The following is an 18008-nucleotide window of genomic DNA, read 5'->3' as shown; positions in this document are numbered from 1 at the left end:
CGCCCTCCCCTAGTTCTTCGCGGACGGGGAGTCGGAGTTCACGATCATCCCCACGGTCCGGTTGGTCGGAACGAAGGCCGCTCGCGCCACGCGCTGGATGTCGTCCTTCGTCACCTTGTCGATCTTCTCCACGGCGTGAAACAGCTCGCGCCAGTCGCCGTAGAGCGCCTGGTAGGTCGCGAGCTGGTCGGCGATCCCCTGGTTCGACTGCATGCCGCGAATGAGGTCGGCCTTCGCGCGGGTCTTCACGCGCTTGAGCTCTTCGTCGGTGACCGGCTCGCCCTTGAGCTTCTCGATCTCCTCGCGAAGCGCCTTTTGGACCTCCTCGTTGGTGTGGCCGGGGGTCGGGACCGCGAAGAAGAGCATCAGGCTGGGGTACTTCTCGCCCGGGAAGCCGGAGATCGCGGCTGCCTGGGCGGCCACCTTCTTGTCGCGCACGAGGCTCCGGATGAGCCGCGAGGACCGGCCCCTCGAGAGCACGTCCGAGATCGCGGTGTACACGGCGTCGTCCGGGTCGGTCGTCGCCGGCCGGTGGTAACCCTCGATGTAGATCGGCTGGGACTTGTCCGGCAGCGCGATGGTCTTTTCCGCGATTTGCTTCGGCTCCTCGGTGCGGACGACCGGCGGCGGCGGGGCCGCGGGCAGCCGCCCGAAGTACTTGTCGAGGATCGGGATGATCTTCGCCGGCTCGACGTCTCCCACGATGGAGATCACCAGGTTGTTCGGAACGTAATAGGTCCTGCGGAACTGGTCCGCGTCCTCGCGGGAGAACGACATGAGGTCGCTCATGTAGCCGACCACCGGGTGATGGTACGGGTGGGCGGCGAAAGCCACGGACTCGAATTGCTCGATCAGCCGGCCGGTGGGCTGGCTGTCGGTCCGCAGCCGCCGCTCCTCCATGACCACGTCGCGCTCCTTGTAGAACTCGCGGAACACCGGGTCGAGGAAACGCTCCGACTCGAGGTAGGCCCACAACTCGACCTTGTTGGCCGGGAGGGAGTAGAAGTAGACCGTTTGGTCGGCGCTCGTGCCGGCGTTCATGCCGACCCCGCCCTCGCGGTCGATGATCTCCCCGAACTCGTTCTTGACGATGTACTTGTCCGCCGCATCCTGGGCGTCCTTCCATGCCTTCTTGAGCTCTTCGAGCTTCGCGGCGTCGGGCCCCCCGACCTTGTGCCGCTCGCGGTCGTAGGCATGGTAGGCCTCGTCCACCGCGGCCAAGGCCTTCTTCTCGCCGGCCCAGTCGTTGGTGCCGATCTGCGTCGTCCCCTTGAATGCCATGTGCTCGAACATGTGCGCGATCCCGGTGATCCCGGGAACCTCCTGCGCCGAGCCCACCTCGGCGTACGTGAAGAAGGAGACGACCGGCGCGGTCGGGCGCTGGTAGATCAGCAGCGTCAGCCCGTTGGCCAGCTTGTGCTCGGTCAGCTTCTTCTCGAAGGCTGCCAGGTCCTGCGCGCCCGTTGGAATCGCCGCGATCAACAGGACCGACACCGCGATCCATCCGACCTGCAAAACCCTTCTTGGCTGCATGCGACCCTCGCACGCCGGCCCATCGCCCCTTCTCAGAAGGGCTGAAGCAGCCGGCAGATTCGTCCGGTGAGGGTTGCAGTCTACGCCATTCGGGGGCCGGGGTTTCAATCCGGGATCGCCGACGGGAACTCGTTGTCGTGGCCGTGGGATAATGGCTCCGCGGCGAGGCGAGGGAACCATGCTGTTTCGCCCTGCACCGCGGTTCGACGGTTTGCCCGCCGGGGCCTTCGAGGCGTTCTCGATCCGAGACCGCGACGCTCGGCGGCGGGCGATCGTCGCGGGTTTCCACCCGGCGCTGAAGCTCCTCGGAGAGGATCTCTTGGAGATCCTTGCGCCGCTGACCGCGTCACCCCTCTACGCGCACTTTCCCCGGCTCGACTGGCCAGCGGGGTACCAGCCGTTCTGCACCTGGCTTGCGATCTCCCACGCGGCTCACGGCTACCAATCTGCGCCGCAGCTCAACGTCGGCGTTCACCGGGACCACCTGGCGGTCCGCCTCGGTTGGGACACCGACGCCTCCGGATTTGGCCGATTCGAGTTCCTCTGCTGGCACGGGGGCGTCGGGGCGGCGCTCGCGGACGCGGCGAGGGAACACGATCTCGCCTTCCGGGTCTACGCGGCGGCCGCATGGCCCGAGGGATCGCGCCGGGTGTTCGAATCGGCCTCGGACTGGGCCGGCTCGTTCGCCGAGGTGCGGCGACGCGGCGTGTGGTGGGAGCTGGGCGCGCGCTACGACCTCCCGCAAGCCGAAGAGAAGGTCGGCGGCAGCCGGCTCCTCGACGAAGCCGCACGAGTCTTCGGCGCACTTCTCGCGCACCTCGACCGAATCGTGGGGGTTTAGAGCCGCCGCCCGGGCGCGATCGACCGATAGGCCCTCCCCGAGCTTGACAGGCGGCGGTTCTCGCCGTATTATGTGATCTAAACGTTTAGTTAGAACATTTGGTTGATTGGAGAGTCGATGCAAGCCGCTGCGAGAGAGAGAGTTAGGGGCCAGCGCGGGGCCGAGGTCACGCAGGAAGCGATCAAGGCGGCGGGCTCGAAGCTCTTCGCCAAGTACGGGTTCGGTGGGACGACCGTCGACATGATCGCGCGCGAGGCCGCGGCCAACAAAGCGATGATCTCCTATTACTTCGGCGGGAAAGAAGGGCTCTACGAGCAGATCCTGATCTCGACGTTCCACGAAGCCGGCGCGCGGCTCGCGGCTCTGTTCGAGCAGGCGCTGCCCGCTGACGAGATGCTGCGGGCGTTCACCGGGATGTTCGCAGAGCTGGCCGCCGGGCGGCCTCATTTCCCCGCCATGATGGTCCGCGAGGCGATGTCGGGCGGCCGGCACCTCACCGAGCGGGTACTCCCGCATTTCCTCGATCTGTTCGTGAAGGTCCGGAGGATCTACGACCAGGGCATCGAGGAAGGGGCCTTCCGGCCCGTCGATCCTGTCCTTACCCACCTCGTCGTGATGGGAAGCCTGCTCTTCTTCTTCGCCTCGGAACCCATGAGAAGCCGCCTCGTCGCCGACGGGAGGCTGCCGATCACCCAGGCTCCCTCGACCGAAGCGTTCGTTCGCAACCTGCAGGAGCTGATCGTCCGCGGTCTCACCGCACCGCCGGCGGACGGAGCCGGAAAGGCATAGGAGAACCGCCATGGCGCGTATCGCATCCCTGGTGGCCGCGGTGCCCTTCATCCTGACCGCAGCCTCCTGCGGCCAAGGGCGCGATCCCTCGCTCATCGTCGCTTCGGGACACGTCGAGGCGACCGACGTGCGGATCTCCACCAAGATCGGAGGGAGACTCCAGTCGTTCCCGATCCAAGAAGGGGACCGGGTGGCGAGAGGCCAGGAGCTGGCGAGAATCGACACGACAGATCTCGATCTCCTCCTCGAGCAGGCGAGGGCGGAACGTGCCCAGGCCGACGCCGATCTGAGGCTTCGCGTCGCCGGCTCGCGCAAGGAGGACGTCGCCGTGGCGGCGGCACAGGTGGCCCAAGCCGAGGCCGACCTCGCGGGCGCGCAGAAGGACCTCGACCGGCTGCAAGGGCTCCTCGACGCCGGGTCCGGCACGAGCAAGGGGCGCGACGACGCCCTGACCCGCCGCGACGTCGCGTCCGCCCGACGGGACGTGGCGCGAGAAACGCTCGAGCGGCTCCGGGCGGGATCCCGCTCGGAGGAAATCGACGCCGCACGCGCCCACCTCGCGACCACCGATGCCAGGATCGCGCAGCTGGGGCAGCAGATGAAGGACGCGGTCACGACGAGCCCGCTCGCCGCGGTCGTGACCGAGAAGATCGCGGAGCAAGGAGAGTTGCTTCCGCCCGGCGCGCCCCTCTGCATCGTCACCGACCTCGGGGACGCATGGCTCACCGTCTACGTCGCCGAGCCCGACCTCGCGCGGATCCGGATCGGCCAGGAGGCGGATGTCGTCACCGACGGCGGGCAGTCGAGGAAGGGCAAGGTGACGTTCGTGGCGTCCGAGGCGGAGTTCACGCCGAAGAACGTGCAGACTCGCGACGAGCGGGTGAAGCTCGTGTACCGGGTCAAGGTCGGCCTCGAGAACGGCGACGGGCTCTTCAAGCCGGGGATGCCCGCGGAGGCGCGGCTCCGGTCCGCGGGGGACGGGCGGTGACCGGCGACGGGTCGATGATCGAGGTCGACGGCGCGGTCCGCCGCTTCGACGGACTCACCGCGGTGGACCGGGTCTCATTCGACGTGCGGCGCGGGGAGATGTTCGGCCTCATCGGACCGGACGGCGCGGGGAAGACCACGACACTGCGGATGACGCTGGGCCTCCTCGCCCCCGATGAGGGAAGCGTTCGGACTTGCGCGCTCGATCCGGTCCGGCACGCACGGGAGCTGTCGCGCCGCGTCGGGTACCTCCCGCAGCGCTTCTCGCTGTACGGTGACCTTTCGGTGGAGGAGAACCTCGCCTTCTTCGCCGAGGTTCACGGGGTCAAGGCCTCCCGGGAGCGGCGCAACGAGCTGCTCCACACGCTCAAGTTGGCCCCGTTCGGGAAGCGCCTCGCCGACCGCCTGTCGGGCGGAATGAAGCAGAAGCTCGCGCTGGCCTGCAACCTGATCCACACCCCCGAGCTGCTCGTCCTCGACGAGCCGACCACCGGCGTCGACCCGGTCTCGCGGCGCGACTTCTGGAAGATCCTGGCGGATCTTCAGAGCGGGGGTCTCACCATCCTGCTCACGACGCCCTACCTCGACGAGGCGGAGCGGTGCCGCCGCGTCGCGCTGATGAGCCAGGGCAGGCTCCTCACCGTGGACGAGCCCGGGGCGCTCAGGGCCGCCGCTCCCGGATCGGTGATCGAGGTGCTGGCGGTGCCTCGACGCCGGGCGGCCGACCTGCTGGCGGCCCGGGTCGGCGTCGCCGACGTCCAGTCGTTCGGCGAGCGGCTCCACGCGACGCTGCCGGATGTCCCCCCGTCCGCGTCCGCGGACGAGGCGCGGCGGATCGCGCTGGACCTTGCTGCCGCGGGAATCGAGGTGGAGTCGGCCCGGCCGACGGCCCCTTCCCTCGAGGACGTCTTCATCGCGAGGATCCGCGCCGCGGAGAGCGCCTCCGAGGGCCGGGAGGTATCGACATGAATCGTCCGATGGTCGTAACTCTCGCGACGCTGGTCGCCGTCGCGTCCGCGTTCGCACGCCCTCCGACGGAACCTGTCGGCCGACTCGAAACGGCGGTAAGGGACGTTTCCTTCCGCGATGAGGTGAACCCGCTAGTGCGCCTCTCGCTGGCGGAGGCGATCGCACGCGCGAGGGAGCAATCGCCGAGGGTCGCGCAGCTCACCGCGCTCGAGGCGGCGGCCGGCGCCGGACTCGAAGGAGCGAAGGCGCAGCGGATGCCGTCGGTGGACCTGACCGCCGGCTACACGCGCAACTCCAACGTCCCCGAGTTCTCGCTCCCCCCGCCGATCGGCCGCACGATCTTCCCGAACATCCCGGACAACTGGCGGACCCGTCTCGGCGTGACCGCGCCGCTGTACACCGGACGCCGGATCGAGAGCGGGATCGACGCCGCCTCTCGCGAGCGCGAGGCTGCCGGGAAAGACGTCGAATCCGGCGTCGATGACCTCGTCCTCGAGACCACCGCGGCGTACTGGTCGCTGGTCACCGCGAGGGAGAGCGCCCGGGTGCTCGACGAGGCGCTGGGCGCCTTCGATGCGCACCTCGCCGACGCCGGGAACCGCCAGAAGTTCGGCATGGCGGCTCGCAACGAAGTCCTCGCGGTCGAGGTGGAGCGCGACCGCGCTTCGCTCGCGCGCCTCGATGCAGACAACGAGGTCGAGGTCGCTAACGCAAACCTCGTCCGCCTGCTGAATCTCCCACCGGACTCCCGCTTCGAGGCGGCCGACCCGCTGGTCGCTCCGGACGTCCTGCCCGGGAACGTCGAGAGGCTGGTAGAGGCTGCGCTGGCGGCACGCCCAGAGCGGGCGGCGCTCCGCGCGCGGCTCGCCGCAGCCGAGGCCGTCGTCGCAGCGCAGCGCTCTTCCAGGTATCCCCAGGTCAACGCCTCGGCCGGCTACGACTTCGCCGACCCGAATCCAAGGATCCTGCCCCCCGAGGAGGCGTTCAAGTCGACCTGGAGCGTGGGGGTCGGCCTCTCGCTCAGCGTGTTCGACGGCGGGCGGACGTCCGCGGCGGTGGCGCAGGCCGCCGCGCGGGCCGACGCGATTCGACGCCAGATGGACGATCTCGACCGGAGGATCCGTCTCGAGGTCACCACGCGCCACTTGGACGTGCGGACGGCGCTCGGCGCGGTCGACGTCGCGTCGAGGGGCCTCGAGTCGGCCACCGAGAACCGCCGGGTCTCCTCGGACCGGTTCAAAGCCGGGGTCGGGCTCTCCTCCGACCTGCTCGATGCCGAGACGGGCCTGATGCGCGCGGGGCTCGACAGGACCGCGGCGCTGGCCCGCGTCCGCCTGGCGCTCGCCGCCCTCGACCGCGCGGTGGGGAGGTAGGCGTGACGGTGGCGCTGGAGGTTCAGGGGCTCACCAAGCGGTTCGGAGCGTTCACCGCTGTCGACGACCTTTCCTTCTCCGTCGAGGAGGGAGAGGTGTTCGGCCTCCTGGGAAGCAACGGTGCCGGCAAGTCCACCGCGATCCGCATGCTCGTGGGGCTCTTGACGCCGAGCGCCGGCCGCGGAACCGTCCTCGGCGTCGACGTCGCAGAGGATCCCGAGGGGGTGAAGCGCCGGATCGGCTACATGACCCAGCGGTTCAGCCTGTACGAGGACCTCACGGTTCGCGAGAACCTCCGCTTCTTCGGCGGGGTCTACGGCCTCGATCGGAAGGAGTCGGAGGATCGCGCGGCGTGGGCCGTCGCGATGTCCGGCCTCGAGGGGAAGGAGGACCTTCTGACGGGATCCCTCGCGGGGGGGTTCAAGCAGCGGCTCGCGCTGGCCTCGGCGGTGCTTCACCGGCCGAAGCTAGTGTTCCTCGACGAGCCGACCGGGGGAGTGGACCCGATCTCGCGGCGGAGGTTCTGGGGGTTGATCGACGCGATGGCGGGAGAGGGGGTCACGGTGATCGTGACCACCCATTATCTCGACGAGGCGGAGCACTGCGCCCGGATCGCGCTGATGCACGCCGGCCGGCTCGTGGCCCTCGGGAGCGTGGCGGGCCTCAAGGAGGTGTTCGCAGGCCGGGTGGTCCTGGAGGTGAGCGCCCCGAGCTTCCACGACGCGTACCGGCGGATCGAAGGGGAGCCGTGGGCGCTCGAGACCTCGGTGTTCGGGACCCGCCTCCACGTGGTGGTCGAGGACGCGGCCGAGGGGCGCCGACTAGTGCTGGAAGCGCTGGAGCGCGACGGGAACGTTCCGGCGGCTGCGGAGCGGATCGTTCCGTCGCTCGAGGACGTGTTCATCCACTACATCGAGCGCGAGGGCGCCGCCGGCGGCGCGGGGAGCGCGCGATGAGGAAGATCCTCGCGGTCGCCCTGAAGGAGCTCCGGCAGGCGTCGCGGGATCCGCTGAGCCTCCTGCTGCTCCTCGGCATGCCGGCGATGATGCTCCTCCTGTACGGCTACGCGGTGAACTTCGACGTGCGGCACGTCCGGCTGGCGCTCGAGGACCGGGACAAGAGCGCGGCGAGCCGGGACCTCATCGCGTCGTTCGTGAACTCGACCTACTTCGACGTCGTCCTGGACCTGCCGTCGGGCGCCGAGCTCGAGAAACTGCTCGGACGGCGCGTCGCCAAGGCCATCCTGGTGATCCCGGAGCGGTACTCCGGCGATCTTGCGGCGGGGCGGACGGCGAAGGTCCAGTTGATCCTCGACGGGAGTGACGCCAACACCGCCACCACGGTGCTCGGGTACGCGTCGGGCCTCGTGGCAGCCGCCAACGCCGGCCGAGCGCCGAACGGGACGGGGAGAAGGGTCGAGGCCGTTCCCGTCGCGTTCGAGCCTCGCGTTTGGTACAACCCGGAGCTGAAGTCCACGCGGTTCCTCGTTCCGGGGCTCATCGGATTCATCCTGATGATCACCGCGGTACTTTCCACGGCCCTCTCGGTCGTTCGCGAGAAGGAGCGCGGGACCCTGGAGCAGCTCCGCGTGACGTCGCTTCGCCCGAGCGAGATGATCGTCGGGAAGACGCTCCCGTACCTCGCGATCTCGCTGACGGCCACCGCGGTCATCATCGTCTCGGCGCGCTACCTGTTCGGCGTGAGCGTTCGCGGCTCGTACCTCGACCTGTTCCTGGCCACCCTCGTGTACCTGATCGGCGCGCTCGGGTACGGCCTCCTCGTCTCGAGCTTCGCCGGATCGCAAGCCATGGCCTTCCAGGTCGGGGTCCTGACCTCGATGCTCCCCGCGATCTTCCTCTCGGGGTTCATCTTCACGATCCGGTCGATGCCGCCGGTCCTCCAGGCGATCACCCGAATCGTCCCCGCCCGCTACTACCTCGTCATCCTGCGGGGGGTGATCCTCAAGGGGGCCGGCCTGGGAACGTACCTCCCGGAGATGGGGTTCCTCGCTCTCTTCGCGGCGGCGGTCCTGGGCATCGCGTGGGTCCGTCTCGTCCGGCGGGAGGTCTGACCGTGCGCGTCCTCCTCCACGTGATCGTCAAGGAGCTCCTCCAGCTGCGGAGGGACAGGAAGATGATCCCGGCCATGGTCGTCGGTCCGATCATGCAGCTCTTGGCGCTGGGGTACGCGGCGAACATGGACGTGAAGGAGATCCCGCTGCTGCTCGTGGACCAGGACAGGACGTATTCGAGCCGGGCGCTCCTGGACCGGTTCGAGGGGTCGGGCTACTTCCGCCTGGTCGGGAGCGAGGACGAGCCGGGCGCGATCGAGCCATGGCTGGTAAGGGGTCGCGCGCAGGTCGCCCTGGTGATCGGAGCGGGGTACGGCGATGCCGTGGCCGCGGGGCGCCCGCCGAAGGTCCAGGTGATCGCCGATGGCTCGGACGCCAACTCCGCGGTGGTCGGCCTCGGCTACGCGTCGCGGATCGTCGCCGCGGCGGGAGCGAGGATGGTCGGGAGCCGTCTGGAGGCCGGCGGGAGGGTGCGGGCCATGGCCGCGACCGGAAGCATCGAGATGGTCCCGAGGGTCTGGTACAACCCGGACCTCACCACGCGCTGGTTTTACGTCCCGGCGATCCTGGCCATGACCCTCATGCTGATCACCATGATCCTCCCGTCGGTGGCCGTGGTGCGCGAGAAGGAGATCGGGACGCTGGAGCAGCTCAGCGTGACGCCGGTGCGTCCCTGGCAGATGATCCTCGGCAAACTGTTCCCGTTCGCGGCGATCGGCATGGTGGACCTCGTTCTCGTCACCGCGCTGGTGGTGCTCCTGTTCCGTGTGCCACTCCGGGGCTCGTTCCCGCTCCTGGCGCTCCTGACCGTGCCGTTCCTGATGACGACGCTGGGCCTCGGCCTGCTCGTGTCCGCGGTGGTGCGCACTCAGCAGCAGGCGATGATGACCTCCGCGTTCGTATTCATGGTGCCGATGATCCTCCTGTCGGGGCTCATCTTCCCGATCGAGAACATGCCCGTCGCGATCCAGTGGGGAACCCTCGTGATCCCCCTCCGGTACTACAACAACATCATTCGCGGGATCTTCCTCAAGGGGTCCGGGATCGACGTGCTCTGGCCCGAAGGGGCGATCCTCACCGGGATCGGCGTCCTCGTGCTCGCGACGGCATCGCTGAGGTTCAGGAAGAGCCTGGATTGACGAAAGAGAAGAGCACGGGCGCGGCGGTTCGAACCGCGATTCCACGAGTCGGGAACTTCCGTCTTGTACGCTTGTCAGAGCGGTCATGTGCGCACACGCGCCACCGGAGGAAGCTCCATGAAATCCACGACGCGTCTTGCCGCCCTTCGCTCGGCGCTCCGTGCCGCCGTGACGGCCATGGTCGTCCTCGCTTCCTCGCGGTCGCCCGTGCGGGCCGTGCCCGAGCAGCCCCCTGATTTCGGCCTTCGCGGCCTCCGCCGGGTCCAGCTCGTGTTCCTCGCTCCGAGGGCCGAGGAGGACCCGTTCAAGCGGGCCGAGTGCCGACCCATCGCCGAGCTCCTGGTGGGAAAGGGGCTCGAGGTCGTCGACGGCTGCCGCCGGTACGACGCGGCGTGCGGCAAGCTCTTCTTCACCGTGGAGAGCAACCCGATCATCGGGGGCGAGGGAAGCGCGTACGTGGCGGAAATCGCCCTGTCGCAGCAGGTCCAGCTGGTGCGCGAGCCCGCGCGGGAGCTCACCGCTCCCATCACCTGGTCCGAACGTCGTTTCGGAACGGTCGACGCGCACCATTCGCTGTCGGAGGAATCGTGCCTGCGGCTCCAGGACCTCGTGATCCGGTTCACCGTGAGCTGGCAGCTGGCGAGTCGGTGAGACCCGCGACCTCGGTTTCCGGGCAGCCAACACGCTGCATCCCGTCCGCGCCCGGCGGGCGCCGTGCTGGGTAGGCGCAGCAACGACGACCGTATTCTCAGCCTCTCGGAACTTCCTATCGGTACGGTTGTCTCAAAGGCAAGTCCGCCCCTGTGCCAAAGGAGGACGCGCCATGAGAAGCCAGACGTCGCCCGTGATCCTGCTCCTCGCGTTCCTCGCGCTTCCGGCCGTCGCCGTCGCGTCGGACGATCCCCGCCCGACGACGGGGTCCCTCGCCGTCGTGGAGGCCGGAGGAGCGATCGTCGAGATGCCGCTCCGGCACACCCGCGTCCGGGTCGAGGTCTCGGCGTTCGTCGCCCGCGCCGAGGTGGAGCAGACCTTCGCCAACCCGTACGACCATCCGGTGGAGGCCGTCTATACGTTCCCTCTGGGCGACAAGGCCGCCGTGGACGATTTCGAGCTGACGGTCGGCGAGCGGACGATACGAGGCGAGATCAAGCGGCGCGACGAGGCTCGGCAAATCTACGAATCGGCCCGCGACGAGGGGTGGGACGCGGCGCTGCTGGAGCAGGAGCGCCCCAACGTCTTCACCCAGTCGGTCGCGAACCTCGAGCCGGGCGCCGACGTCAAGGTCCGTCTCATCACGGTCGAAGTCCTGCCGTACGACGCGGGCCTCTACCGCCTGACGTTCCCGCTGGTCGTCGGCCCCCGCTACATCCCCGGCGGCGCGGCTCCCGTCGGCGCGATCGCCACGGAAGCGGCGAATCCCACGGCCGCCGTCCCCGACGCGGAACGGGTCACGCCCCCCGTCCTCCGGCCCGAGGTCCGGTCGGGTCACGACGTGGAGATTTCGGTCGTCCTGGACGCCGGGGTTCCCATCGCGAACCTCGCGAGCCCGAGCCATCGGATCGCCGTCGAGCGCCCGACGCCCTCGACCGCGCGGGTGTCCCTCGCTCCGGACGACCGGATCCCGAACAAGGACTTCATGCTCCGCTGGAGCGTCTCGTCCGATCGCCCGTCCGTGGGCCTCCTCGCGCATCGCGAGGGAGACGACGGCTTCTTCACGCTCCTCGTCCAGCCCAAGGGGACGATCGGTCCCGACGAAGCCGCACCCAAGGAGATGGTCCTGGTCCTCGACACCTCGGGAAGCATGGAAGGGATCCCGATCGAGGCCTCGAAGCGGTTCGCTCGCGAGGCGCTCTCGAGCCTCGGCCCGCGGGACACGTTCAATCTGGTTCGCTTCGCGTCGGGCGCCGAGGTGTTCTCGAAGGAGCCGCTCCCGAGCGACAGGGCGTCCGTCGACCGGGGGCGAGCCTGGATCGAGGCGCTTTCAGGCGGTGGCGGCACGGAGATGCTCACCGGACTCAAGGCGGCGTTCGAGCGACCCGCCGACCCGAACCGGCTTCGGATGGTCGTCTTCCTCACCGACGGCTTCATCGGCGACGAGAACAGGATCCTGGCGGAGATCTCGCGGGTGGCGGGCGACGCCCGGATCTACACGGTGGGGATCGGCTCCTCGGTCAACCACTACGTGCTCGACCGCATGGCGGCCCTCGGGCGGGGGACATACGTCTTCGTCCGGCCCGACGAAAAGGCGGACGAAGCGCTCGAGCGCTTCCGCGGTTGGGTCAGCCGGCCGTACCTGACCGATCTCCGCGTGGACTGGGGCGCGCTCGCGGTCGCGGACGTCGTGCCCGAGACGCTGCCGGACCTGGGCTCCGGCCAGAACCTCTGCATGGTCGGACGCTACCTCGCTCCGGGAACCGGCGAGGTGGTGTTCCGCGGACACCTCGGCGGCCGGTACTGGGAGCAACGCCTGACCGTCGCGCTGCCCGGGAAGGAGGGATCGCATTCTGCCCTCGCCTCGCTGTGGGCACGGCACCGGATCGAGGAGCTGCTCATGAGCGTTCCCGACGGCGTGCCTCCTTCGGTCGAGGCCGAGGTCACGACCCTCGCACTCGGGTACCGGCTGATGAGCCCGTTCACGTCGTTCGTCGCCGTGGACGACTCGCGCGTGGTGGGCCCCGGTGGCAAGCCCGAGACGATCCGTCAACCGCTACCGATCCCCGAGGGGACCTCGTTCGGAGGGGTGTTCGGCAAGGAGGGGCCCCGAGTCGTCCGGACGCCGGCCAAGGCTGGCGATGGCGCTTCCGATGTCGAGGAGACGCTCCCGGAGGATCACGCCGAGCGCGAAGTGCGGTCGGCGCCGCGTCACCCGACGGTCGCCAATCCCCAGGGCGCCACCGGGGCGGTCGGCGGAGTCATCGGCGGGGTCCTGGGCGGCGTCCTGGGTGGCCCCGCGCTTTCGCCGGCGCCGAAGGCGCTTCCCGCCAGCAATAGGGCCGTCGTTCCGGGAGACCCGCTAGCGGCTCTCTCGGCATCCGCCGTCCGCGCCGACGCGATCGAGGAGGTCCTCATCACGACGGCCGGGGCCGGTGTCACGTACGGTCGAGCTCGAGGTGGGTTCGCCACGATCATCCAGCGGCAGGGAGACCCGCGCTCGGAACCGGAGGCTGCCGCGCCGACCGGCGCGGCCGGGTTAACTGCAGGATGGGCTGCAACGAGGCCTGCCGCCGGGTTGCCGGCACGCCTCGCGTCCCTCCACGGCACCGACGCGGGCGACCGCCTTCTGATCACATCGCTACGCGTCCTGGCCGACCTGGCGGAAGACGGGCGACTCGGGCCCTCCGAAGGCAAGCCTTCGCTCGCCGCCCTCCTCGGCGCTCAGGTCCCGTCCGGCGCGATCGCCGAGGATCCGAATGTCCAAGCGTTTGTCGCCTGGGCGCTGGCCGAGGGCGCGGCGGCCTTGCCCCACGACCCGTGGGTCCGGCAGGCCGCGGAGCGAGCCGCGGCCGACCTCGCGCGTCGTGCGACGTCGGCAGGGGGCTCGACCGCATGCCGCCTCGACGCGGAGGACGCGCGCTGGGTCCGGCTGATCCTGGGCTGGCTGCGGCCGGGCAAGCCACTCACGCCGGGGGCGCCAACGGGAGACCCCTCGGCTCCATACGTCGATCTGTGCCGGGCAGCGTCGGGCGAGGCTGTCCCCGCTCGAGGCGCCGGCCGACGGACCTCGTGGGACAGGCTTCTCCGCGCCATTCCTTTGGGTCACCTGACGTACGTCCGCTGAAGTACGGTCCGCCTGGGCTATATTTGCCATCGGCGCGAGGCTACGTGCCCTCGGCGCCGGTGGTGTCCGGATGAAGCGTCCGAAGCATCGCAGGACCCGGGGGATGCTGACGTCCCTCGTCAAGTACCCGAAGGGTCCGACGCACAAGAACGACTCGCTGTGGCGGAAGATCGGCCTGTGGGCCGGCGGGACCGTGCTCGTCGCGGTCCTCGGGGTCGCGGTCGTCGGGTTGTTCGTCATGATGTTCAAGCCGGACCTGGCCGTCGTCACGAAGGAAGGGAACTTCGAGGTGCTGGACGTCGAGAGCCCCGCGGGGAGCTTCCCCGCCGAGGAGCAAGCGGTCGCGGCCGCGGTCATCTCCATCGAGGGCCGCTGGATTCGGGTGCCGCTGCGGGCAGACAACCGCTCCGGCGTGGAGAAGCACAAGACGCTGCACGTCCGCTACACGCTCTCCCCCCGGGTCGGCGTCCTGAAGATCGAGAGCTGGAACCTCGTCAAGGGCTGACGTCCTGCCGGGCAGCCGGCCTGGAACCTGAGAGCGCGGTCGCCCGTAACATCCCGCGGGAAGACCCCATGGAGGCGATCATGGCACGGCACCGTCGCGCGATCCAGCTGCTCGGAACGTCCTTTCTCGTCCTCGCGCTGGCCCATCCCGCCCTCGCGGGGAGCCGGATCGAGAAGAACCTGACCCTCGGGCCTGGCGGGAAGCTCGTCCTGGACACCGAGGCGGGGAGCGTCTCGGTTTCCGGAAGCACGGAGGCGGGAGTCCACGTCGTCGTGACCTCCAGGTCGGACGACCTGGAGAAACGCTACAAGTTCGAATTCCAGGAAGCACCTGGGGAGGTCCGGATCACCGGCAAGAAGGCCGACACCGGCTGGCTCCGGGGCATCTCGGTGCATTTCGAGATCAGGGCGCCCAGAGCGACGAGCCTCTCACTCCGCACGTCGGGCGGGTCGATCGAGGCCTCCGGCCTCGCCGGGACAGCCGACGTGGACACGTCCGGCGGCTCGATCTCGATCGACGACCTCGAAGGAGCCCTCAAGGCCCATACCTCGGGCGGGAGCATCACGCTCCGCGAGATCAAGGGGGACGTGAGGGTGGAGACTTCCGGGGGGAGCATCAACGCCTCCTCGATCGCCGGAAGTCTCGACGCCCGTACCAGCGGCGGCCACGTCGACGTCGAGAACGTCACGGGCGACGCGGTGCTCCGCACTTCAGGCGGCTCGGTCAAGGCGCGGAACGCCGGCGGTCGCGTGATCGCCAAGACGTCGGGGGGTTCCATCGAGGTGTCGTTCGCGCGGGGCAACGCGAGGGGCGGCGAGTTGGAGACGGCGGCGGGGTCCGTCGAGGTGACCGTGGATCCCTCGGCGAGCCTCACCGTGGACGCTACCACCTCCGCCGGCCGGATCTCCACCGACTTCCCCCTGCAGGTGACGGGCTCCATCGGCAGCTCGAGCGTCCACGGGACGATCGGCAAGGGAGGCGAGTCGCTCACGATCCACACAAGCGCCGGGTCGATCGAGCTGCGGTCGCTGAAGTAGCGGCCGCGAACGGGTCGGCTCCGCGGGGCCACCCGCGTCGCCGGTTCCGACCCTAGATAGGAGCGACGACGGGAGGCGTGGCATGGCCGTGGGCTTCGCGCGATTGGAGACGCCGGTGGGCGCGCTGTGGCTGTTCGCGATGGACGGCGCGCTCGCGGGGCTGGCGTTCGAGGACCGGCGCGCTGCGCTCAAGAGCCACTTGAACCGGCGATTCGGCGGTCAGGTGATCGAAGAGGTGGAAGATCCGGCGGGCGCCGTCTCGCGTCTCGCGGCCTACTTCACCGGCGACCTCGAGGCCATCGATGCCATCCGGGTGGATCCCGGCGGCACGCCGTTCCAGCGCGCGGTCTGGTCGGCGCTCCGGCGCATCCCGGCGGGCCGGACCGTCGCGTACTCGGAGCTCGCGAGCCTCTCCGGGCATCCGAGGGCCGTCCGAGCGGTTGACCTGGCGAACGCCCGCAATCCGATTGCGATCGTGGTTCCCTGTCATCGCGTGATAGGGGCCGACGGTTCCCTCACGGGCTACGGCGGCGGCCTCGAGCGCAAGGCTTGGCTCCTCAGCCACGAGCACGTCCTGCTGTGAGGCCGCACGCTCCCATCGTCGCTCTAGCGGGCGTGACGCTTCGCGGCTGGCTGCATCTACGACCATGGCCCCACGACGGCGGCGGAAGGAGCGGGAATGGAAATGGCAATCGAGTTCCCCGGCGGCGACCGGGTGGACGCTTGCTTCGACGGGCTCGAGATCGTGACGAGTCAGGATGGGTCGGCACCGTCCCCGTTCGACTTGTTCTTGGCGTCCATCGGGACCTGCGCCGGGATCTACGTGGCCCGGTTCTGCCGGCAGCGTGGGATCTCGACCCAGGGGCTCCGGATTCGCCAGCGCGTCGCGGCCAACCCCGCCTCCGGGATGGTGGACAGGATCGATCTCGAGATCCAGCTTCCTCCCGGCTTCCCGGAACAGTACCGCGAAGCGGCGATTCGCTCGGCGAACCTCTGCGCGGTCAAGAAGCACCTCGAGCACCCGCCTCGAATCGAGGTCCGCGCCGCCTGACTCGGCTCGCCGTGCTCGCGGCTCTGCTCGCTCCGCTCACGGGCTGCTGCGAGACCTGCGGCTCCTTCCTCGGACGCGAAGACACCGAGTATCTGGCCCACGACGTGCTCGAGTCGCCATCGTCCGGGCGCTCGTTTGTCGCCGATGTCCGCCACGCCCTCGAATCGATCCCCATGGTGTGCAGGCCCATCGACTTCCCGACCGTGGACGTCGGGGGCGATCCCGCCTCCTGGCAGTGCCTCACATGCTCCCCGTCGGAGACGTCGGTCAACGTCGAGGTCGCGATCGGAGCCTCGCTGGCCGTCGTCGAGGTCGAAGAGGTTGCCGGCCGATGCCGCCCGTCGGCCGGCTTCTCGACGGTGAGGCGGCAGGTCTCGATCGCGCTCCGAAGGGGGTTCCCGTCGTCGAAGCTGACGCAGGAATTCCCGTACGCGCGGAAGCACTTTCCAGCGTGGAGATCCGACCGGCGTCGCCCGACACGCGATCCGATGTCGCGATGGGGCTAGCGCGTGCCGGTGTAAGATCGCGCCTGCGGCCGTGCCGATCAACGGTCGGCCTGACCGTCGGGCCGCCGGCCGCGGAGGTCCCCATGCCGGTCACCTACCGGATCGACCAGGAGCGGCGCCGCATCAGCACGACATGCGTCGGCGACGTGAGTTTCCAGGAGGTCATGGACCACTTCGCCGCGCTCGAGACGGACCCGCATTGCCCGGAGCGCCTCGATGTCTTGCTGGATCTGACGACGACGACGTCCCTTCCCGACGCGGAGCAGGTCCGGGCCGTCGGAGCTCACATCGGCGAGACGCGGCGCCGAGTCCGGTTCGGCGCCTGCGCGATCGTGACGGACCGGGATGCCATGTTCGGAATGAGCCGGATGCTCGAGGTGCTCGCCGAACCGCATTTCAAGTCGACGTCGGTCTTCCGGAAACTGGAGGACGCGGAGCGGTGGTTGGATGCGGAGGGGTCGCCTGCTGGCCGGGAGCGCGGCCACGATGCGCGAGCCTGATCACGCGACCTCCCGCCGGCTTCGGCCCGCATTACGCCGCGGCCGGGCGCCCTCGGCCTGTGCCCACGCCGGTCTCCCGTGAAGGGAGTCAAGGCGGTCGGTTGGGGCTGCCTGGCCTTCGGCGCCTTTCTCCTCTGGTCCGCGGGGATGTCTCTCGCGCTCTGGTATCTGGCCCCAGAGGCCTTCGGTCCGGCGCTGTCGTCGGCGGGCTCCGACCTCCCGGGCATGTCGTGGATTCGCGCCCACTGGACGACCTACGCCTTCGGCCAGGCGGTCGTGGGCGCGGCACACGTGGTGATCGGCGTGGGGCTGCTGCGATTGCGGCGATGGGCTCGCGCGGCCCTCGAGGTGATGTGCTGGCTCGCTCTCCTCGGAACGGTCGCTTCGGGCTGGCGGCTGCGCTCGGCCTTTACCGGGGTCCCTGCTGGCTCGCGAGGTTCCACGGAGGGGATCATGGACGTCGTCGCGGTGCTCCTTGGCGTCGCCCAGCTCGTCGGCCTCGCGCTACTGATCGTGTTCCTGCGACGCCGGACGACTCGGGCCGCCTTCGGCTCGTCGGCCGGGAAGGCCGGGCGGGCGCCGTGACAAGGGGGATCGACATGCAGCACGCGATGACCACGACCGCGTTCACGATCGACGGGTACCGCGTCAGGAAGAACCTCGGAGTTGTTCGGGGCGTCACGGTCCGGTCGCGCTCGGTCTTCGGCACCGTGGGCGCGGCGCTCCAGACGCTCGCCGGCGGCAACATCACCCTGTTCACCGAGCTGTGCGAGAGGACCCGCGCGGAGGCGTTCGAGCAGATGCTTGCGCACGCGGAGCAACTCGGCGCGAACGCGGTGATCGGCGTCCGCTACGACGCGAACGACGTGATGCAAAGTGTGACCGAGGTGCTCTGCTACGGAACGGCCGTGGTCCTGGAAGAGGCCTGA

Annotated in this window: 19 protein-coding genes; 18 read left to right on the top strand and 1 reads right to left on the bottom strand. The window is 69.4% G+C overall.

Annotated features, from left to right (window positions below):
* Window positions 1-9: 9 nt before the first annotated feature.
* Window positions 10-1533 (bottom strand): insulinase family protein, encoded by a 1524-nt coding sequence (locus tag LAO51_06465; GenBank protein ID MBZ5638388.1) that lies wholly within the window; start codon window positions 1531-1533, stop codon window positions 10-12.
* 178 nt (window positions 1534-1711) lie between these two features.
* On the opposite strand from LAO51_06465, the gene LAO51_06460 reads away from it, so the two are divergent.
* The 18 genes from LAO51_06460 to LAO51_06375 all read left to right on the top strand — a co-directional run bounded on the left by LAO51_06460 (window position 1712) and on the right by LAO51_06375 (window position 18008).
* A complete protein-coding gene (locus LAO51_06460) occupies window positions 1712-2374 on the top strand; it encodes a DUF1054 family protein (protein ID MBZ5638387.1) in 663 nt (220 codons plus the stop codon).
* 117 nt (window positions 2375-2491) lie between these two features.
* On the top strand, window positions 2492-3163 hold the full coding sequence (locus tag LAO51_06455) for a TetR family transcriptional regulator (GenBank protein ID MBZ5638386.1): 672 nt from the start codon (window positions 2492-2494) through the stop codon (window positions 3161-3163).
* A gap of 10 nt (window positions 3164-3173) precedes the next feature.
* Window positions 3174-4151, top strand: a complete 978-nt coding sequence (locus tag LAO51_06450; GenBank protein ID MBZ5638385.1) for an efflux RND transporter periplasmic adaptor subunit — start codon at window positions 3174-3176, stop codon at window positions 4149-4151.
* A gap of 14 nt (window positions 4152-4165) precedes the next feature.
* Entirely contained in the window at window positions 4166-5119 is a 954-nt protein-coding gene (locus tag LAO51_06445; GenBank protein MBZ5638384.1) for an ABC transporter ATP-binding protein, read from the top strand.
* Window positions 5116-6492 (top strand): TolC family protein, encoded by a 1377-nt coding sequence (locus LAO51_06440; protein ID MBZ5638383.1) that lies wholly within the window; start codon window positions 5116-5118, stop codon window positions 6490-6492. Before LAO51_06445 ends, LAO51_06440 begins: the two co-directional genes overlap by 4 nt.
* Before the next feature lie 2 nt (window positions 6493-6494).
* Window positions 6495-7448 carry an ABC transporter ATP-binding protein gene (locus LAO51_06435; protein MBZ5638382.1) on the top strand — a complete coding sequence of 318 codons (954 nt, stop codon included), beginning with the start codon at window positions 6495-6497 and terminating at the stop codon, window positions 7446-7448.
* Window positions 7445-8563 carry an ABC transporter permease gene (locus LAO51_06430; protein MBZ5638381.1) on the top strand — a complete coding sequence of 373 codons (1119 nt, stop codon included), beginning with the start codon at window positions 7445-7447 and terminating at the stop codon, window positions 8561-8563. The genes LAO51_06435 and LAO51_06430 overlap by 4 nt, the downstream gene beginning before the upstream one ends.
* Before the next feature lie 2 nt (window positions 8564-8565).
* A complete protein-coding gene (locus LAO51_06425; protein ID MBZ5638380.1) occupies window positions 8566-9702 on the top strand; it encodes an ABC transporter permease in 1137 nt (378 codons plus the stop codon).
* 117 nt (window positions 9703-9819) lie between these two features.
* On the top strand, window positions 9820-10353 hold the full coding sequence (locus tag LAO51_06420) for a hypothetical protein (GenBank protein MBZ5638379.1): 534 nt from the start codon (window positions 9820-9822) through the stop codon (window positions 10351-10353).
* 172 nt (window positions 10354-10525) lie between these two features.
* Complete coding sequence (locus tag LAO51_06415; GenBank protein ID MBZ5638378.1) at window positions 10526-13480, top strand: VWA domain-containing protein; 2955 nt, start codon at window positions 10526-10528, stop codon at window positions 13478-13480.
* Window positions 13481-13550: 70 nt separating this feature from the next.
* Window positions 13551-13985 carry a hypothetical protein gene (locus LAO51_06410; GenBank protein ID MBZ5638377.1) on the top strand — a complete coding sequence of 145 codons (435 nt, stop codon included), beginning with the start codon at window positions 13551-13553 and terminating at the stop codon, window positions 13983-13985.
* An 80-nt stretch (window positions 13986-14065) separates the two neighbouring features.
* Window positions 14066-15022: a DUF4097 family beta strand repeat-containing protein gene (locus LAO51_06405; protein MBZ5638376.1), complete on the top strand. Its 957-nt coding sequence runs from the start codon at window positions 14066-14068 to the stop codon at window positions 15020-15022.
* Window positions 15023-15104: 82 nt separating this feature from the next.
* On the top strand, window positions 15105-15605 hold the full coding sequence (locus LAO51_06400) for a methylated-DNA--[protein]-cysteine S-methyltransferase (GenBank protein ID MBZ5638375.1): 501 nt from the start codon (window positions 15105-15107) through the stop codon (window positions 15603-15605).
* Window positions 15606-15701: 96 nt separating this feature from the next.
* On the top strand, window positions 15702-16073 hold the full coding sequence (locus tag LAO51_06395) for an OsmC family protein (GenBank protein ID MBZ5638374.1): 372 nt from the start codon (window positions 15702-15704) through the stop codon (window positions 16071-16073).
* A gap of 11 nt (window positions 16074-16084) precedes the next feature.
* Window positions 16085-16579, top strand: a complete 495-nt coding sequence (locus LAO51_06390) for a hypothetical protein (GenBank protein MBZ5638373.1) — start codon at window positions 16085-16087, stop codon at window positions 16577-16579.
* 83 nt (window positions 16580-16662) lie between these two features.
* A complete protein-coding gene (locus tag LAO51_06385; protein MBZ5638372.1) occupies window positions 16663-17079 on the top strand; it encodes a hypothetical protein in 417 nt (138 codons plus the stop codon).
* A 78-nt stretch (window positions 17080-17157) separates the two neighbouring features.
* Window positions 17158-17664: a hypothetical protein gene (locus tag LAO51_06380; protein MBZ5638371.1), complete on the top strand. Its 507-nt coding sequence runs from the start codon at window positions 17158-17160 to the stop codon at window positions 17662-17664.
* Window positions 17665-17678: 14 nt separating this feature from the next.
* Entirely contained in the window at window positions 17679-18008 is a 330-nt protein-coding gene (locus LAO51_06375; GenBank protein ID MBZ5638370.1) for a YbjQ family protein, read from the top strand.

The sequence above is a fragment of the Terriglobia bacterium genome, assembly GCA_020073205.1.
GTDB lineage: Bacteria > Acidobacteriota > Polarisedimenticolia > Polarisedimenticolales > JAIQFR01 > JAIQFR01.
The sequence above is the reverse complement of the archived record's forward strand: the minus strand, read 5'-3'. Positions and strand labels throughout refer to the sequence as shown.

Excerpts from the sequence above, each read along its gene's own strand:
- LAO51_06465 (MBZ5638388.1), bottom strand. The coding sequence starts at position 1,533 with ATGCAGCCAAGAAGGGTTTTGCAGGTCGGATGGATCGCGGTGTCGGTC.
- LAO51_06460 (MBZ5638387.1), top strand. The coding sequence starts at position 1,712 with ATGCTGTTTCGCCCTGCACCGCGGTTCGACGGTTTGCCCGCCGGGGCC.
- LAO51_06455 (MBZ5638386.1), top strand. The coding sequence starts at position 2,492 with ATGCAAGCCGCTGCGAGAGAGAGAGTTAGGGGCCAGCGCGGGGCCGAG.
- LAO51_06450 (MBZ5638385.1), top strand. The coding sequence starts at position 3,174 with ATGGCGCGTATCGCATCCCTGGTGGCCGCGGTGCCCTTCATCCTGACC.
- LAO51_06445 (MBZ5638384.1), top strand. The coding sequence starts at position 4,166 with ATGATCGAGGTCGACGGCGCGGTCCGCCGCTTCGACGGACTCACCGCG.
- LAO51_06440 (MBZ5638383.1), top strand. The coding sequence starts at position 5,116 with ATGAATCGTCCGATGGTCGTAACTCTCGCGACGCTGGTCGCCGTCGCG.
- LAO51_06430 (MBZ5638381.1), top strand. The coding sequence starts at position 7,445 with ATGAGGAAGATCCTCGCGGTCGCCCTGAAGGAGCTCCGGCAGGCGTCG.
- LAO51_06420 (MBZ5638379.1), top strand. The coding sequence starts at position 9,820 with ATGAAATCCACGACGCGTCTTGCCGCCCTTCGCTCGGCGCTCCGTGCC.
- LAO51_06415 (MBZ5638378.1), top strand. The coding sequence starts at position 10,526 with ATGAGAAGCCAGACGTCGCCCGTGATCCTGCTCCTCGCGTTCCTCGCG.
- LAO51_06410 (MBZ5638377.1), top strand. The coding sequence starts at position 13,551 with ATGAAGCGTCCGAAGCATCGCAGGACCCGGGGGATGCTGACGTCCCTC.
- LAO51_06405 (MBZ5638376.1), top strand. The coding sequence starts at position 14,066 with ATGGCACGGCACCGTCGCGCGATCCAGCTGCTCGGAACGTCCTTTCTC.
- LAO51_06400 (MBZ5638375.1), top strand. The coding sequence starts at position 15,105 with ATGGCCGTGGGCTTCGCGCGATTGGAGACGCCGGTGGGCGCGCTGTGG.
- LAO51_06395 (MBZ5638374.1), top strand. The coding sequence starts at position 15,702 with ATGGAAATGGCAATCGAGTTCCCCGGCGGCGACCGGGTGGACGCTTGC.
- LAO51_06385 (MBZ5638372.1), top strand. The coding sequence starts at position 16,663 with ATGCCGGTCACCTACCGGATCGACCAGGAGCGGCGCCGCATCAGCACG.
- LAO51_06375 (MBZ5638370.1), top strand. The coding sequence starts at position 17,679 with ATGCAGCACGCGATGACCACGACCGCGTTCACGATCGACGGGTACCGC.